At 73.8% G+C, this 16332-nt stretch carries 15 protein-coding genes; 2 read left to right on the forward strand and 13 right to left on the reverse strand.

What is annotated here, in order from left to right; all coding sequences use genetic code 11:
• Positions 1–6 precede the first annotated feature (6 nt).
• Together hrpA and AOM05_RS11590 are read left to right on the forward strand one after the other, a co-directional pair.
• Positions 7–4224: an ATP-dependent RNA helicase HrpA gene (gene hrpA, locus AOM05_RS11585; protein WP_062522409.1), complete on the forward strand. Its 4218-nt coding sequence runs from the start codon at positions 7–9 to the stop codon at positions 4222–4224.
• A gap of 10 nt (positions 4225–4234) precedes the next feature.
• Positions 4235–5176 carry an alpha/beta hydrolase gene (locus tag AOM05_RS11590; RefSeq protein ID WP_062522411.1) on the forward strand — a complete coding sequence of 314 codons (942 nt, stop codon included), beginning with the start codon at positions 4235–4237 and terminating at the stop codon, positions 5174–5176.
• Here the strand turns inward: AOM05_RS11590 and AOM05_RS11595 are convergent.
• From AOM05_RS11595 to AOM05_RS11655, 13 genes are all read right to left on the reverse strand, one after another.
• Positions 5173–5673: a GNAT family N-acetyltransferase gene (locus AOM05_RS11595; RefSeq protein WP_228373286.1), complete on the reverse strand. Its 501-nt coding sequence runs from the start codon at positions 5671–5673 to the stop codon at positions 5173–5175. The two genes, AOM05_RS11590 and AOM05_RS11595, sit on opposite strands and share 4 nt — an antisense overlap.
• Positions 5666–6583 (reverse strand): RluA family pseudouridine synthase, encoded by a 918-nt coding sequence (locus tag AOM05_RS11600; RefSeq protein WP_062522415.1) that lies wholly within the window; start codon positions 6581–6583, stop codon positions 5666–5668. The genes AOM05_RS11595 and AOM05_RS11600 overlap by 8 nt, the downstream gene beginning before the upstream one ends.
• Entirely contained in the window at positions 6576–7139 is a 564-nt protein-coding gene (lspA, locus tag AOM05_RS14025) for a signal peptidase II (RefSeq protein ID WP_169746754.1), read from the reverse strand. Before lspA ends, AOM05_RS11600 begins: the two co-directional genes overlap by 8 nt.
• Positions 7136–7588, reverse strand: a complete 453-nt coding sequence (locus tag AOM05_RS11610) for a TraR/DksA family transcriptional regulator (RefSeq protein ID WP_082097487.1) — start codon at positions 7586–7588, stop codon at positions 7136–7138. Before AOM05_RS11610 ends, lspA begins: the two co-directional genes overlap by 4 nt.
• 100 nt (positions 7589–7688) lie before the next feature.
• Positions 7689–8546 carry a DivIVA domain-containing protein gene (locus AOM05_RS14645; protein WP_156165164.1) on the reverse strand — a complete coding sequence of 286 codons (858 nt, stop codon included), beginning with the start codon at positions 8544–8546 and terminating at the stop codon, positions 7689–7691.
• 102 nt (positions 8547–8648) lie between these two features.
• On the reverse strand, positions 8649–8945 hold the full coding sequence (locus tag AOM05_RS11620) for a YggT family protein (RefSeq protein ID WP_082097488.1): 297 nt from the start codon (positions 8943–8945) through the stop codon (positions 8649–8651).
• Positions 8946–8966: 21 nt separating this feature from the next.
• A complete protein-coding gene (locus AOM05_RS11625; protein ID WP_062522417.1) occupies positions 8967–9446 on the reverse strand; it encodes a cell division protein SepF in 480 nt (159 codons plus the stop codon).
• 57 nt (positions 9447–9503) lie between these two features.
• Entirely contained in the window at positions 9504–10235 is a 732-nt protein-coding gene (locus AOM05_RS11630) for a purine nucleoside phosphorylase YfiH/LACC1 family protein (protein ID WP_062522418.1), read from the reverse strand.
• 6 nt (positions 10236–10241) lie between these two features.
• Positions 10242–11408, reverse strand: coding sequence for a cell division protein FtsZ (gene ftsZ / locus AOM05_RS11635; RefSeq protein WP_062522420.1), 1167 nt, complete (start codon positions 11406–11408; stop codon positions 10242–10244).
• Between the two features lie 161 nt (positions 11409–11569).
• On the reverse strand, positions 11570–12487 hold the full coding sequence (locus AOM05_RS11640) for a cell division protein FtsQ/DivIB (RefSeq protein ID WP_062522421.1): 918 nt from the start codon (positions 12485–12487) through the stop codon (positions 11570–11572).
• A 172-nt stretch (positions 12488–12659) separates the two neighbouring features.
• The gene (murC, locus tag AOM05_RS11645; RefSeq protein WP_062522423.1) at positions 12660–14015 is read right to left on the reverse strand and encodes a UDP-N-acetylmuramate--L-alanine ligase; all 1356 of its coding nucleotides are present in this window, start codon (positions 14013–14015) and stop codon (positions 12660–12662) included.
• Positions 14012–15124 (reverse strand): UDP-N-acetylglucosamine--N-acetylmuramyl-(pentapeptide) pyrophosphoryl-undecaprenol N-acetylglucosamine transferase, encoded by a 1113-nt coding sequence (locus AOM05_RS11650; protein WP_228373287.1) that lies wholly within the window; start codon positions 15122–15124, stop codon positions 14012–14014. Before AOM05_RS11650 ends, murC begins: the two co-directional genes overlap by 4 nt.
• Entirely contained in the window at positions 15117–16328 is a 1212-nt protein-coding gene (locus AOM05_RS11655; protein WP_062522425.1) for an FtsW/RodA/SpoVE family cell cycle protein, read from the reverse strand. The genes AOM05_RS11650 and AOM05_RS11655 overlap by 8 nt, the downstream gene beginning before the upstream one ends.
• Between the last annotated feature and the right edge of the window lie 4 nt (positions 16329–16332).

Here is a 16332-nt window from a genome sequence, read left to right on the forward strand (position 1 = left end):
GTCCGGGTGAGCGAGGAGACCAGGCCCCGGCGGAACCGGCGCGGACGCGGCAGGCGCGACGGCGCGCCCACCCAGCCGGCGCATCGTCCCCGGGTCAGCCGCCGCGCGCTGGAGGCGGCGTCCGCCCGCCGCGCCGCCGTCGAGGTGCCACCCATCGCCTACCCAGCCGAGCTGCCCGTCTCCGCGCGCCGCGAGGACATCGCCGCCGCGATCCGCGACCACCAGGTGGTGATCGTCGCGGGCGAGACCGGCTCGGGCAAGACCACGCAGCTGCCCAAGATCTGCCTCGAGCTGGGCCGCGGCCGCGCCGGCCAGATCGGGCACACGCAGCCCCGCCGGATCGCCGCGCGATCCGTCGCGGAGCGCATCGCGGAGGAGCTGGGCACGGAGCTCGGCGGGATCGTCGGCTACCAGGTGCGTTTCACGGATCAGAGCTCCGAGGACACGCTGGTCAAGGTGATGACGGACGGCATCCTGCTCGCCCAGATCCAGCGCGACCCCGACCTGCTCGCCTACGACACGCTCATCATCGACGAGGCCCACGAGCGCAGCCTCAACATCGACTTCCTGCTCGGCTACCTCACCAACCTGCTGCCGCGCCGCCCCGACCTCAAGGTCGTCATCACGTCCGCGACCATCGACTCCGAGCGGTTCGCGCGGCACTTCGCACAGGGCGGCCCGCTGCCCGTGGACGCGCCGGAGGACGACGCCAGGCGCGCCCCGGTGGTCGAGGTCACCGGCCGTACCTACCCGGTGGAGATCCTCTACCGACCGCTCGAGGGCGAGACCAAGGGCGAGGAGAAGGACCTGGTCACGGGGATCGTCGAGGCGTGCGACGAGCTCATGACGTGGGGCACGGGCGACGTCCTGGTGTTCCTCTCGGGCGAGCGCGAGATCCGCGACACTGCGGACGGCCTCGAGGCCCACCTGGGCGAGCGCGCGCGCGACCCGCGTCACCCCCGGCGCGTCGAGATCCTGCCGCTGTACTCGCGCCTCTCGGCCGCCGAGCAGCACCGGGTGTTCGAGCGGCACACGGCCCGGCGCATCGTGCTCGCCACCAACGTCGCCGAGACGTCGCTCACCGTGCCCGGCATCCACTACGTGGTCGACCCGGGCACCGCGCGCATCTCGCGCTACTCGAAGGCCACCAAGGTCCAACGCCTGCCCATCGAGCCCATCTCGCAGGCGTCCGCGCGCCAGCGCTCGGGGCGCGCGGGACGCCTCGCGGACGGCATCGCGATCCGGCTGTACTCCGAGGAGGACTTCGAGACCCGCCCTGCGTTCACCGAGCCCGAGATCCTGAGGACCTCGCTCGCGAGCGTGCTGCTGCAGATGATCTCCGTGGGCGTGGTCGAGAGCCCCGAGGACGTCGCGCGCTTCCCGTTCGTCGAGCCGCCGGACACGCGCGCGATCCGCGACGGCGTGCAGCTGCTGAGCGAGCTGGGCGCGATCACCACGCGCGACGGCCGCACGGTGCTCACCGACGTGGGCCGCCAGCTCTCGCGTCTCCCGATCGACCCGCGGCAGGCGCGGATGATCGTCGAGGGCGCCCGTCACGGCGTCGCGCGCGAGGTCGCCGTCATCGCCGCCGCGCTCAGCATCCAGGACCCGCGCGAGCGCCCCGCCGAGCGGCGCGAGGAGGCGGACCTGCTCCACCGCCGCTTCGCGGACCCGTCCTCGGACCTGCTCGCGTACCTCAACCTCTGGGAGCACGTCCGCGAGCGCCAGCACGCGCTGTCGGGCAACCAGTTCCGCCGTCTGTGCAAGGCGGAGATGCTCAACTTCCTGCGCGTGCGCGAGTGGCAGGACCTGGTCCAGCAGCTGCGGGAGGCGGCCAAGTCCCTCGACATCGCGATGGCGTACCGCAAGCCCTCCCCGGTCGAGGACCCCGAGGGATCGGGCGCGCTGCGCCACGTGTGGGACGACGACGCGATCCACCGGTCGATCCTCGCTGGCCTGCTGTCGCAGGTGGGAGCGCAGGACGTGCTCCAGCTCAAGGCGAGCTCCTTCACCCACCTCAAGGGCGAGGCGCGCGCCAAGGAGATGCGGCGGGCGCGCAAGCGGGCATCGAACGAGTTCATCGGCGCACGCGGCATCCGCTTCGCGATCAACCCCGGATCGCCGCTGTCGAAGAAGCCGCCGGAGTTCGTGATGGCGGCGGAGCTGGTGGAGACCAGTCGGCTGTGGGCGCGCGACGTCGCGCGGATCGACCCGGCCTGGGCGGAGGAGCTCGCGGGCGACCTCGCCAAGCGCACGTACTCGGAGCCGCACTGGAGCACCAAGCGCGGCGCCGCGATGGCCACGGAGAAGGTGCTGCTGTACGGCGTGCCGATCGTCGCCGACCGTCCCGTGCTGTGGGCCAAGGTCGACGCCGAGGGAGCGCGCGACCTGTTCATCCGCCACGCCCTGGTCCAGGGCGAATGGACCACGCACCACGGCTTCTGGCGGCGCAACCAGCGCGTCCTTGAGGAGGCCGCCGAGGTCGAGGCGCGCGCCCGCACCCGCGGCGTCATCGCCGACGAGGAGACCCTCTACGCGTTCTACGACGCGCGCCTTCCCGAGACCATCGTGTCCGCGCGGCACTTCGACCGCTGGTGGCAGGGTGCGCGCCGCGAGGACCCCGAGCTGCTCACCCTCACGCTCGACGAGCTGGTGCCCGAGCACGCCGCCGTGGACCCGTCGCAGTTCCCCGAGCGGTGGCCCCAGCTCGACCTCGAGCTGCCCCTCACCTATCAGTTCGAGCCCGGCACCGCCGCGGACGGCGTCACGGTGCACGTGCCCGTCGGCGTCCTGGCCCGCGTCATCCCCGACGGCTTCGACTGGCTGGTGCCCGGCATGCTGCCCGAGCTGGTCACCGCGACCATCCGGGCGCTGCCCAAGTCGGTACGACGGCTCCTGGTGCCCGCGCCCGACGCCGCCCGTGACATCGTCGCGTGGATGGGCGAGCACCTGCCCGCGTGGGAGGACGTGGTCCGCGCCGCCGACATGGCCGAGCCGTTCCGCGACGCCTTCGCGCGCGCGGTGCGCGACCTCCGCGACGTCGACATCCCCGCGGACGCGTGGGACGGCCTCGAGGAGCGGCTGCCCGCGCACCTGCGCATGACGTTCCGCGTGGTCGAGCCGAGCGGCCGCGGCCAGCGCATCCTCGACGAGTCCCACGACCTGCTCCTGCTCCAGCGCTCCCTCGCGCCGCAGGCGCAGGCCGCGGTGCGGACCGCCGTGCAGCGCGCCGCCGACGCCGCCTCGCGCGGCCGGCGGGACGATGCCCGGGCCGGGTCTCCCGCGGCCGTCGCCGCGGCCTCGGGCGGGGCGGGCTCCTCGCCGGCGCGCCCCTCGAGCGCCGCCGTCGCCGAGGTCGACGCGCTCACCACCTGGCCCGACCTGGACGCGCTGCCCGACGAGGTCGAAGGCACGGTGCACGGCGTGGTCGCGCGCGGCTACCCCGCGATCGTGGAGGAGGGACCCCGGGCCGCGCTCCGCGTGCTCGCGGACGCCTCCGAGCGTGATGCGGCGCACGCGCGCGGCGTCCGGCGGCTGCTCGTCACCGAGGTGGGGCTCGCGACAAAGCGCGTCACCACCCGCTGGTCCCCCGCCGAGTCGCTCGCGCTCGGCGCGTCGCCGTACCGCTCGACGGACGCGCTGGTGGACGACCTGCAGGCGGCGGCCGTCGCGACCCTCACGCCCGATGCGGGCGCGGTGCGCGACCGCGCCTCGTACGAGGCGGTGCGCGACCGTGTCCGTGGCCAGCTGGAGGACCGGGTCCTCGACGTCGCCCGTCAGGCCGCCGCCGCCCTCGCCGCGGCCCGCGAGCTCGACGTCGCGGTGCGCGGCGCGACCTCGCTGGCGCTGCTGTCCACGCTCCAGGAGCTGCGGGAGCAGTCCGCGGCGCTCGTAGGGGACGGCTTCGTCCGTGCCACGCCTCCCGACCGCCTCCCCCACCTCGCGCGCTATCTCAAGGCCGCCGCGCACCGGCTCGAGAAGGCGCAGGCGGACCCGGCGAAGGACGCACAGCTCGCGTGGCAGGTGGGCCAGTCCGTCGAGGCCTACGACGCCGTGCGGGCCGCGCATGCGAAGGGCCGCATCAGCCCCGAGTCCGCGGCGGCGCTGGACTCCGTGCGCTGGATGCTCGAGGAGCTGCGCGTGTCGCTGTTCGCGCAGCGGCTCGGCACGGACGGCCCGGTGAGCGAGCAGCGGATCCGCAAGGCGCTCGCCGCGATCGGCTAGGTTGCCTGCCATGACATCCGCCGCCGCACCCGACGCTCCCCGCACCTCCCCCGCCTGGGAGGCCTGGACCATCCGCGTGCTGGCCGGGCTCGCGGTGGTGGTGCCGGCGATCCTCGCGGCAACGTCGTGGGGCGGGGTGGTGCACGGGCACCCGACGTACGCCGTACTGCTCGCCGTCACCGCGGTGCTCGGCGCGCTCACGCTGTGGCGCTGGCGCCGCGCCCGTCGCGCAGGCGGCGCGGTGCTGCTCCTCGCCCGGGTGGCGGGGATCCTCGCCACCCTCGCGTGGATCGCGCTGCTCGCGTGGCTGCGGCCGTTCTCCGCCACGGAGCCCGCTCTCGCGGCGATGGCGTCGGACGGCACGGTCACCGTGACGGAGACGGCGACCAGGATCGAGATGGAGCCCGCCGCGGGCGCGACCGGTGCCGGGCTGGTGTTCTATCCCGGCGCGCGCGTGGACCCGCGCGCGTACGCCGCGCATCTGCGGGAGGTCGCCGAGGCGGGCCACCCGGTGGTGATCGTCAAGGAGCCGCTCGGCATCGCCTTCCTGACGGTGGGTGCGTCGGGGCCGATCGCCGACGAGCGCGGAGGCGTGTGGGCGGTCGGCGGCCACTCGCTCGGCGGCACCGTCGCGGCGCTCGACGCGGACGCGGACGGCGCCGACGGGCTGCTGCTGTGGGCGTCTTACCCCGCCGGCGACATGTCCGGCTTCGCAGGCGCCGTGGCCTCCGTGTCGGGCTCGAACGACGGGCTCGCGACGCCGTCCGACATCGAGGACTCGGCGGCGGACCTGCCGGCGTCCGCGGTGTTCACGCAGGTCGAGGGCGCGGTGCACGCGCAGTTCGGCTCGTACGGCGCGCAGCCGGGCGACGGTGAGCCCGCGCTCGGCGACGACCAGGCGCGGGAGGCGATCGTCGCCGCGAGCCTCGCGCTGCTCGACGCCCTCTCCTAGGACTCGAGCAGGTCCTTGTAGGCGTCGTGGTGCGGGATGCCCTCGTCGAGATAGCCGTCGCCATGCGCGACGTAGCCGAGCCGCGCGTAGAACGGCATCGCCTGATCCTGAGCGCTGAGCTCGACCCGCACGCGGCCGTCGACCCCATGACGCGCGAGCGCCTCCGCCTCCAGCGCCTCCATGAGCGCCCGCCCCGCACCCGTGCCGCGCGACGCGGCGGTGACCGCGAGGCGGCCGATGTGCGGGTTCGCCGAGTCCATCGCGCCGTGGTCGGCGTGGAAGTCGTCGGTGTGGGGCGCGAGTAGGCGGCCGGTGCCGAGCACGTCGCCGTCCGCGGCGTAGGCGACCACGTGCACGGTGCGGGGGTCGTCGTCCTGCGCATCGCGCTCGGAGTCCGCCGCGACGCCCTGCTCGTCGACGAACACCGCGAAGCGCACCCGCATCGCGTCCTCGAGCTGCGCGGGGGTGCGCACCGTCTCGACGCGCAGCTCAGCCACGCAGGACCTCCAGCGCCGCGGTAAGGTCATCGGGGTACGTCGACGTCACGCGCACCTCGCCGCCCCGGGTCGGGTGCTCGAACGCCAGTTCGTGCGCGTGCAGCCACTGGCGCGTGAGGTTCAGCCTCTTCGCGAGCGTCGGATCCGCGCCGTACGTGAGGTCGCCCGCGAGCGGGTGGCGCATGGCGGCCATGTGCACGCGGATCTGATGGGTGCGGCCCGTCTCGAGGTGGATCTCCAGCAGCGAGGCGCTGGGGAACATCTCGAGCACCTCGTAGTGGGTCACGGACGGCTTGCCGCCCTCCACCACCGCGAACTTCCAATCCGAGCTGGGGTGACGGCCGATGGGCGCGTCGATGGTGCCCGCCGTCGGGTCCAGGTGGCCCTGGGCGACCGCGTGGTAGATCTTCTCGACCGCGCGCTCCTTGAAGGCGCGCTTGAGGAACGAGTACGCGGGCACGGTCCGCGCCACCACCATGAGGCCGGACGTGCCGACGTCGAGCCGGTGCACGATCCCCTGCCGCTCGGGCGGCCCCGCCTCCGCGAGCCGGTAGCCGGCGCCCGTGAGCGCGCCGACCACGGTGGGCCCGGTCCAGCCGGGCGACGGGTGCGCGGCGACGCCGATGGGCTTGTCCACCACCACGACGTCCTCGTCCTCGTAGGCGACCGTGAGCCCGCCCGGGATGGGCGGCTCGGGCGCGGCCGGACGCTCGTCGGGGATGTCGACCGCGAGGATGCCGTCGGCGAGGCGGTCGGACCGCCCCACCGTCCGGCCCTCGAGCATGACGTGGTCGCCGTCGAGGATCTCCGCGGCCTTGGTGCGCGACATGCCCAGCATGCGGGCGAGCGCCGCGTCGGCGCGCTCGCCCACGAGCGCGTCGGGAACCGGCAGGTAACGGGTGTCAGCCACGGCGCGACGCGTCGTCGGTGGAGGGCTCCGCGGCGTCTCCCGGCGCCTCGCCGGACGTCTCCGCGGACCCGGCCGCCGCATCGTCCCCCGACACCAGGATCGGCTTCGACATGAGCCCGGCGATGACGATCCAGATCGCGGCGCCCACGATCGCGATGTCCGCGACGTTGCCCACGAACTGGTCGGCGTAGTTGATCATGTCGACCACGTGGCCCTCGCCGAAGGAAGGCTCGCGGAACAGGCGGTCGATGAGGTTGCCCACGGCGCCGCCGAGCGCGATGCCGAACACGGCCGCGGCCCAACGTGCCTGGGCACGCCGGCCGTACACCACGATGCCCGCGGTGACGACCAGCGCGATGATGGTGAGGATCCAGGTGGACTCGTCGCCGAGGCTGAACGCCGCCCCGGAGTTGAAGACCAGCTGGATCGACAGGAGGTCACCGATGACCGGATGCTCGACGTACGGTTCGAGCGCCTCGAGAGCCCACTGCTTGGTGAGCTGATCGAGCGCGACCACGCCCGCGGCGAACAGCCAGAACGCCGGCCTCCAGGTCAACGGCGCTCCTCGCGCTGCTTGCACGTCACGCACAGGTTCGCGCGCGGGAACGCCATGAGGCGAGCCCGCCCGATGCCCTGGCCGCAGGACTGGCACACGCCGTAGTTGCCCTTCTTGATGCGGCGCAGCGCGTCGACGCTCTGCTCGAGCATGTCGCGCGTGTTGTTGACGATCGACATCTCCTGCTCGCGCTCGAGAGCGGTCGACCCGGCGTCCGCCTGGTCGTCGCCCGCGCCCTCGGACGTGTGCAGGAGGTCGTCGAGCTCGTGCTCGGTCACGCCCAGCTCCGTGACGAGGCGCTCGACGTCGCTGTTGAGCACCTCGACGATCTGACGGAGGTCCGCGATCTTCCAGGCCTCGTCGCCTTCACGCACGGGAAGCTGCTTGGCATCCGCCGGCTTCAGCTCGGCGGGATCCACCACCACGATGGTCACATCGGTGCTGCTCATGATCGTCCTCGTCTCTGCCTGGTGAAAGGAGGGTAGTCCCCCTGGGAGCACATAGCAAAGCGCCGCGCCCTGCGGCGCGGCGCCCTGCGTGTCGCGAGCGTCAGTCCTGCTTGTTCTCGTCGCCCTCGGCCGGCTTGCCCCACGGGCTCTGCGGCGTGTACGGCGTGCCGAACTGGGTCGACTGCGGCTGGTACGGCTGCTCCGCCAGCTTGGGCGTCATGCCGGTGACGGGAGCGAACGGGTGCGGCTCCTCGCCGTCCTCCTGCTGCTCCTCGCCCTCCTCGGCGGACTCCTCCGCGGACTCCTCGGAGCCGGTCTCCTCGACCGCCGCCTCGTCATCGGCGGGGGCCTCGTCCGTGACGTCCACGGTCGCGTCACCCATGGTGTCCTCGCCCACGAACGTCGCGACCGGCGCGGGCGCGGTGCCCTCGGCGTGGTCGAGGTCGTCGAGCAGGTTGGACAGGTAGGACTTGAGGCGGGCGCGGTAGTCGCGCTCGAAGCGGCGCAGGTCGTCGATCTTCGACTCGAGCAGCGAGCGCTCCGAGTTGAGCTCGTCCATGCGGGCCGCGGCGTCGGTCTCGGCGCGCTCGACGATGGACTCGGCCTTCGCCTTGCCCTCCTCGATCAGGCGCTCCTTCTCCTCCTCGCCGGCCTGCACGTACTCGTCGTGCAGCTTCTGCGCCATGGCGAGCATGCCGGTCGGGGTCGGGGGCGTCGGGTCGGTCGCGGCCTGGAGCAGGCCGGTCTCGGGCGTCGGCTCGGGGGCGGGCGCCGCGGCGGGCGCGCCTCCGCCCTGCTCGAGCTGCGCGGCGAGTTCGTCGCGCTCCTGGGTGAGCTGGGCGATCGTGGCGGCGACCTCGTCGAGGAAGTCGTCCACCTCGTCCTGGTCGAAGCCCTCGCGGTACTTGGTCTTGGAGAAGGCCTTGTTGAGGACGTCCTCGGCGGTGAGCAATGCCATATCGACTTCCACCTCACGCGGTATAGGGGCCGGTGTACCGGCCGTACGGATATTTCGTCACTGTACCGACATGTGTATCGGCACGCACTTGAGAGCGCGGGATCAGACGCCCAAGGCCACGTAGCCCACGCCCTGGTAGAGCAGCGAGACCGCGAGGAACACGATGAGGAACGCGAGGTCGATGCGCACCTGGCCGAGCGACAGCGGCGGCACCACGCGGCGCACCGCCTTGATGGGCGGGTCGGTCGCGGTGAGCACGCCCTCGACCGCGACCAGCGCCGCGCCCGTGGGGCGCCAGTCGCGCGCGAACACGAGCACGAGGCTGATGACGATGCGCGCGAGCAGCGCCATCATGAACAGGAACAGCACGAACTGGAGCGCGCCAAGGATGAAGGACACGCGTCGAGCCTACCGCGAGGGTCAGGCCTGGTTGTAGAACGCCTGGTCCTGCTGGGGCTCCTCGTCGATGCCGATCTCCACGTGCGCGGGCGACAGCAGGAACACCGAGGTGGTGACGCGCTCGATCGAGCCGTGGAGACCGAAGGACAGGCCCGCGGAGAAGTCGACGAGGCGCTTGGCGTCCGCGTCGGTCATCTCGGTGAGGTTCATGATGACGGGCACGCCCTGACGGAACGCCTCGCCGATCAGTCGCGCGTCGTTGTAGCTGCGCGGCTTGATGGTCTGGATGCGGCGCAGGTCGTGCGCGGGCGCGGCGGACTCGCGGGGCGCGCGCACCGCCCTGACGGGCGCCGACTTGGGGCCGTGCTGCTTGACCTCGGAGACGTCGTGCAGGTTGGTCACGGGCGCGAGCTCGGGCTCGCGGTCGGCGTAGCCGTACTCCTCCTGCTCGTTCACGTCGAAGCCGAGGTACTGGATCGCCTTGCGCAGTGCGCTCATCATGACCCCCTGGTCGTGGTGCTGGACAACGTCTTCACGGTAGGGCCGTGATCGCCCTGGTCAGCGGACCGACACGCCGCAGACGATCACGCCCACGTGCCTTCCCGTGACGCCGTCGCGGCGATGGGAGAACAGTGTCGGGTCCTCGAGGGTGCACGCGCGGTGCCGGAGCACGTCGGCGACGCCCAGCTCCCCCAGCCGCGTCTCGATCGCGCGCGGCAGGTCGAGCGCCGGGGTGCCCGCGCGCGTGACAGAGCGCGCGGTCGGGTGGCGGGACGCGACCTGGTCCCGCATCTCCTCGGGCACCTCGTAGCAGCGGCCGCAGATCGCGGGACCGATGCTCGCCGCCATGCCGCGACGGTCGCGCCGCTGCGCGGGCGTGCGCAGGTCGAGGAGAGCGGCCACGGCCGCGTCGACGGCGCCCATCCGGACGCCCTCGCGCCCGGCATGCACGGCGGCGACGGCGCCGGTGGCGGCGTCGTGCAGCAGCACGGGCACGCAGTCCGCGGCGATCGCGCCGATCGCGACGCCCGGGGTGCGGGTGACCAGCACGTCCGCGACCGGCGGGTCCTCCCCCGGCACCGTCACCTCGGCGACGCGGATGCCGTGCTCGGCGTGGAGGAAGGACACGGGCGCGCCCGCGAGCGCGGAGACGGTCGCGCGGTTGAGCGCGACCGCCTCCGGGCTGTCGCCCACGTGGGTGGCGACGTTGAGCGAGTCGTACGGCGCCGCCGAGGAGCCGCCGGCGCGCGTGGTGAAGAACGCGCGGACCGGCAGCCCGGCGTCGAGCACCCCCTCCTACCGGAGGAAGTCGGGCACGTCGAGCGCGTCGGCCGCGGGGCGGGCCGGCGGCGTCACGGGGATCGCGTCGGTGGCCGGCGCGGGGTCCTTCGCGACGGGCGCCGCCGGGATCACGTCCGCCTCGACCGGCGCGTCGATGGGCTCGAGCGCCTCCGCCTTGGGCGCGGGCGCCGACTCGATCGAGCCGAGCGCGCCCGCGTGGGTGCGGTGGGTCGGCGCGCCGCCGTCGAAGCCGGCGGCGATGACCGTGATGCGGAGCTCGTCGCCCAGCGAGTCGTCGATGACCGTTCCGAAGATGATGTTCGCCTCGGGGTGGGCCGCCTCGCGCACCAGGCGGGCCGCGGTCTCGACCTCCTTGATACCCAGGTTGGAACCGCCGGAGATCGACAGCAGCACGCCGTGCGCGCCCTCGATCGACGCCTCGAGCAGCGGCGACGCGATCGCGCCCTCCGCGGCCTCGAGCGCGCGGGACTCGCCGCGGGCGCTCGCCACGCCCATGAGCGCGGTGCCGGCGCCCTGCATCACGGACTTCACGTCGTTGAAGTCGACGTTGATGAGGCCGGGCGTGGTGATGAGGTCGGTGATGCCCTGCACGCCGCCCTGGAGCACCTGGTCCGCGGCGGCGAAGGCGCCCAGCACGCTCAGCGAGGAGTCCGAGATGTCGAGGAGGCGGTCGTTGGGGATGACGATGAGGGTGTCGACCTCGTCGCGCAGCGTCGCGATGCCGTTCTCGGCCTGGTCCGCGCGGCGGCGGCCCTCGAAGCCGAACGGGCGGGTCACCACGCCGACGGTCAGCGCGCCGAGCGAGCGCGCGATGCGGGCCACCACGGGCGCGCCGCCCGTGCCGGTGCCGCCGCCCTCGCCCGCGGTGACGAACACCATGTCGGCGCCGCGCAGCGCCTCCGCGATCTCGTCCTCGTGGTCCTCGGCCGCCTTCTTGCCCACCTCGGGGTCGGCGCCGGCGCCCAGGCCGCGGGTCAGCTCGCGGCCGATGTCGAGCTTCACGTCCGCGTCGGACATGAGCAGGGCCTGCGCGTCGGTGTTGATCGCGATGAACTCGGCGCCCTTGAGGCCGACGTCGATCATGCGGTTCACGGCGTTGACGCCGCCACCGCCCACGCCGACGACCTTGATGTGCGTGATGTAGTTCTGCGGTGCGGCCATGTGCCTGTCCCTTCAACCTTAACCCTCAAGTTGAGGGTTATAGTTATGTCAAGTCGTTCACTGACGAAGGTACGGGCGCGCGGCCCGAACCCGCCTCCGACACGCGCGCGTGTCGCGAAGAATTATCGGCGCGGGGACGATGCGCGGCGCGCCGTCCGCGCTCAGGCCGACTTGGTGGTCGGCAGGGTGGGCGCGGAGACGTCGATCTCGGTGACGTCCGCGGCCTCGTCGGACTTGAGCAGCACCTGCAGGACGCGCGCCTTGAGCGCCGAATCCTCCGCGCTCCCCCAGTCCACCACCGGCCCGTTGCGCAGCACGAACGTCACGGTGTTCTCCGACGTCGCGCTGATGTCCTCGACGCGGTTGCGGAGCTTGACGGGCAGCTGGTTCACCACCCCGAGCGCGGCCTCGAGGATCCGCTCGTTGCCCTTGCCCACCGGCACCGTGACCACGGGCAGCAGGTCGGGCTCCTCCGCGACGTGGCCCACGCGGGTCGCCTCCGAGTCGAGCAGGTCGAAGCCGCCGTCCGCCGGAACCGCGGCGACCGGCTCGCGCGACACGAGCTCGATCACCAGGCCGCGCGGCCACACCCGCTCCACGGTGGCGTCGCGCACGCCGGGCACCTCGCGCAGCTCGTCGGCCAGGCGCGACGAGGGCAGCGTCGCGAGCGACTGGCCCTCGTGGGCCGCGACCACCTCGGCGACGTCCGCGGGCTCGACCACGGTGCCGAAGCCGGTGACCTCCACCTGCTCCGGGTCGAGCGCGAGCACGGGCGACGCGAGCACCACCCACGCGAGCACGGCGGCGATCAGCACGTAGCCGGCGCGCCTCGCCCACACGATCGCCGAGAGCCGGCGCTGCGCCGCTGCGCGCTCCTTGAGCCGGGTCTGGAGCCGCAGGGTGACGTTGCCGAGCTGCTCGGCGGCCACCTCCGCGCCGCGGGCGCCGTGGCGACGCAGCCGCCCGCCCAGGCGCGAACGGCGCGACACGTCGGGCGTCGGCGCGGTCGACGCCGCGGGTCGCCGGGCGGCGCCGTCGCGGCGCCAGGCGCGCGCGAGCTCGTCCGTCTCCGCGGTCACGGGCACCCCGCTCGAGCGGGGGCGGCCGGCCGCGACCTGACCGGCGGGGACCGGGCCGGTACGCGGGCGCTCCACGCGCGGGGACGGAGCGCTGGGCGGGGCCGCGGGGGCGGCCGGCGGGGCCGCGGGCGCCCGCTTGACGGGGGCCGAGGGTCGCGGCGGGCGCCTGACCTCAGACATCGCGCTCCGCGAGCCGCGCGAGGATCCAGTCGGCCGCCAGCGTGACCGTGCCCGAGCCCACCGTGAACACCGTGTCGCCGGGCCGCGCCGCGTCCGCGGCCAGCCGGGCGGCGTCCTCGAGATCCTCGGCGAGCGTGAGCGTCGAGCCCTCGGGCATGACCGCGTGCGCCGCGATCGACGCCGACGACACGCCGGGGATCGGGTCCTCGCGGTCGCCGTGCACCGGCGCGAGCACCACCGCCGCGTCGGCGACGGACAGCGCGCGCCCGAAGTTCTCGGCGTGGTCGCGCGTGCGCGTGAACAGCGCCGGCTGGAACAGCACCACCATGCGCCCCGCTCCCCCGTCGCGCGCCGCCTTGAGCAGCGCCGCGACCTCGGTCGGGTGGTGGGCGTAGTCGTCGATGACCCTCACGCCCGCGGCCTCGCCGCGCAGCTGGTACCGGCGCCCGGTCCCCGCGAAGGAGGAGAACGATGCGGCGGCCGCCTCGGCGTCCGCGCCCACCTCGAGCGCGGCGAGCCACGCGGCGGTCGCGTTGAGCCGGTTGTGGTGGCCCGGCGCGCTCACCGCGAGCGGCACCGTGCGCCCCTCGAAGGCGATGCCGTCCGGCCCCACCTCCGCGTCGGCGCCCGACCCGACGGAGCCGTAGGTGAGCACCCGGGCGCCCCGCGCCCGCGCGTCAGCGACAAGGCCCCTGACCACCGCATCGTCCACGCACGCGACCACCGTGCGCGACTGCGCGGCGAAGTCCGCGAACGCGCGATGGAGGTTCTCGACGGTGCCGTGGAAGTCGAGGTGGTCGGGCTCGATGTTGAGCAGGATCGCGACCTCGGGGCGGTAGCGCAGGAAGGAACCGTCGGACTCGTCGGCCTCGAGCACGGAGATGCCGGATGTTCCGGCGTAGCCGCCCGCGACGGCGCCCTCGATGCCGAACACGCGCGCGCCCACCGCGAAGCCCGCGTCGACGCCGCTCGCGTGCAGCGCGTGGGCGACCATCGCGGACGTGGTGGTCTTGCCGTGCGAGCCGGCGACAGCGATGAGCCGCTGGCCCTCGAGCGCGCGCACGAGCGCCTCGGAGCGGTGCCACACGGGGATGCCGAGCTCGCGGGCGCGCGCCAGCTCGACGTTGGTCTCGCGCACGGCGGTCGAGACCACCACGGCGGCGGCGCCGTCGACCAGCGCGGCGTCGTGACCCAGCTGGACGTCCATGCCGGCCTCGCGCAGCGCGTCGAAGTAGGCGGTCTCGGTGAGGTTGGTACCGGAGACGGTGTAGCCCCGGGCGGCGATGAGGCGCGCGACGGCGGACATGCCGGAGCCGCCCACGCCGATGAAGTGGATCCGCTCGCTCACAGCGCGCCCTCGATCAGGTCGGCGAGGCGCGCGGCTCCGTCGGCGATGCCGATGTCGCGCGCGGCGGCCCGCATCGCGGCGCGCGAGTCAGCGTCGAGCAGCATGCTCTCCGCCTGGAGCGTGAGCGAGCCGGGGGTCAGGTCCGCGTCGCGGATCACCACCGCGGCGCCCGCCTCGACGGCGGAGGCGGCGTTGAGCGCCTGCTCGCCGTTGCCGTGCGGCAGCGGGACGTACAGCGCGGGCAGGCCGAGCGCCCCGATCTCGCAGACCGTCGCGGCGCCCGAGCGGCACACCACGGCATCGGCGGCGGCGAAGGCGGCGGCCATGTCGTGCGCGTACTCGGAGACCGCGTACATGGCGCGGCTGCGGGCGGGCAGCTCGGCGAGGGCGCGGTAGGCCTCCTCGGTCTTGCCCTTGCCCGTGAGGTGGATGACGTGCACGCCGTGCGACACGAGCGTCCCGATCGCCTGCGCGAGCGCGGCGTTGAGGCTCGCCGCGCCCAGCGAGCCGCCGAACACCAGCAGCACGTGGGCGTCGGGCGCCCACCCGCGCGACTCGCGGGCCTGCGCGGCCGCGCGGGCGCGGCTGTCGGGGTCGGCGAGCGTGCGCGCGAGCACCTCGATCTCGGGCCGCAGAGGCAGGCCGGTGACGGTCGCGTGGCGTAGCGGCGTGCCGGGGAACGTCACGGCGACGCGCTCGGTGAGGCGCGCGCCCAGCTTGTTCGCGATGCCGGGCTTCGCGTTGGCCTCGTGCACCACGATGGGCAGCCCGCGGCGGCGCGCCGCCAGGTACACGGGCGTGGACACGTAGCCGCCGAACCCGACCACCGCATCGGCCCCCACACGGTCGATCGCGTCCTCGCACGCGCGGATCGCGCGGCGCAGCCGCCCGGGGAACCGCAGCGCGGCGGCGTCGGGACGGCGCGGGAACGGCACCTTCTCGATCTCGACCAGGTCGACCCCCGCGCGCGGCACCAGGTCCGCCTCGAGGCCGTCCGCGGTGCCCACCGCGGTGACGTCGTGGCCGCGCTCCAGCAGGGTCGCGGCCGTCGCGAGCAGCGGGTTGACATGCCCGGCGGTGCCGCCGCCGGCGAGCAGCAGGCTAGCCACGGCGCCCCCGCGACAGCACGGCGAGCGAGCGGCGCACCACGGAGGGTCGCGCCGCGAGGGCCTCGGGGGCCCCGGGCTCGTTGCGGGCGAAGGCGAGCAGGGCACCCATGGCGGCCAGCGACATGATGAGGGACGAACCTCCGGAGGAGACGAGCGGCAGCGGCACGCCCGTGACGGGCAGGAACTCGAGGACCACCGCGATGTTGATGACGGCCTGCACCACGATCCACGCGCCGATCGCGCCGCCCGCGATCTGCACGAACCGGTCGGTGCTGCGGGTCACGATGCGGGTGACCGCGATGAGGATCATCGCGAAGGCGGCGAGGATGAGCAGCGTGCCCAGCAGGCCGAACTCCTCGCCGATGATCGCGAAGATGTAGTCGTTGTCGGAGGCCGGCAGCCAGCCCCACTTCTCGCGGCTCATGCCGGGCCCGAGGCCCCACAGACCGCCCGAGGCGAGCGCCCACGTGCCGTGGGTCTGCTGCCAGCACTCGGCGGTGTCCGTGCAGGACCCGGTGGCCCACTGGTGGATGCGGTCGACTCGGGACTGCGCGGAGAAGATGAGCGCGACGATCCCGGCGCCGCCCACCGCGGCCGCGATCCCGAAGAAGCGCGCGGGCACGCCCGCGACCCAGAACGCGACCGCGACCACCACCACGAGCACCATCGCGGTGCCCATGTCGCGACCGAGCAGCACCAGCGCGAGCACGATCGCGGCCATCAGCCCGCCGGGCATCAGGATGTGCTTGGGGTTGGTGAGGCGGTCGCGGAAGCGCGACAGCACCACGCCCAGGTAGAGGGCGAGGCCCAGCTTCGCGATCTCCGACGGCTGCAGGCTGAAGCCCGCGATGCGGATCCACGCCTGGTTGCCGCCCACGGCCTCGCCGGCGAAGAACACGAGCACCAGCAGGCCCATGGACGCGTACAGCACCAGCGGCGCGATGCGTCGCCAGAACGTGATGGGCAGGCGCGAGCCGACGATCAGCGCGGCCATGCCCACCACGAGCGCGATGAGCTGCGTGAGGAAGCCCGCGTACGCGTTGCCCTCCGACGTGCGGATGGACGCGATCGACGAGCTCGACAGCACCACGGCGAGCCCCACGAGCACCAGGATCCCCGTCGCGGAGGCGAGCAGGTAGTACGAGGTGAGAGGGGACCGCCAGGCGCTGACGGTGCTCTCCGGCCGTGCCGCAGTCGCCGTCATGCCA

Origin of the sequence: Demequina silvatica, assembly GCF_000971215.1 — a bacterium.
GTDB lineage: Bacteria > Actinomycetota > Actinomycetes > Actinomycetales > Demequinaceae > Demequina > Demequina silvatica.

Bases quoted from the DNA above. Each gene is read 5' to 3' on its own strand.
- ftsZ (WP_062522420.1), bottom strand. From the start codon at position 11,408: ATGGCCGCACCGCAGAACTACATCACGCACATCAAGGTCGTCGGCGTG.
- AOM05_RS11655 (WP_062522425.1), bottom strand. From the start codon at position 16,328: ATGACGGCGACTGCGGCACGGCCGGAGAGCACCGTCAGCGCCTGGCGG.
- AOM05_RS14645 (WP_156165164.1), bottom strand. From the start codon at position 8,546: ATGGCATTGCTCACCGCCGAGGACGTCCTCAACAAGGCCTTCTCCAAG.
- AOM05_RS11590 (WP_062522411.1), top strand. From the start codon at position 4,235: ATGACATCCGCCGCCGCACCCGACGCTCCCCGCACCTCCCCCGCCTGG.
- AOM05_RS11610 (WP_082097487.1), bottom strand. From the start codon at position 7,588: ATGAGCAGCACCGATGTGACCATCGTGGTGGTGGATCCCGCCGAGCTG.
- AOM05_RS11625 (WP_062522417.1), bottom strand. From the start codon at position 9,446: ATGATGAGCGCACTGCGCAAGGCGATCCAGTACCTCGGCTTCGACGTG.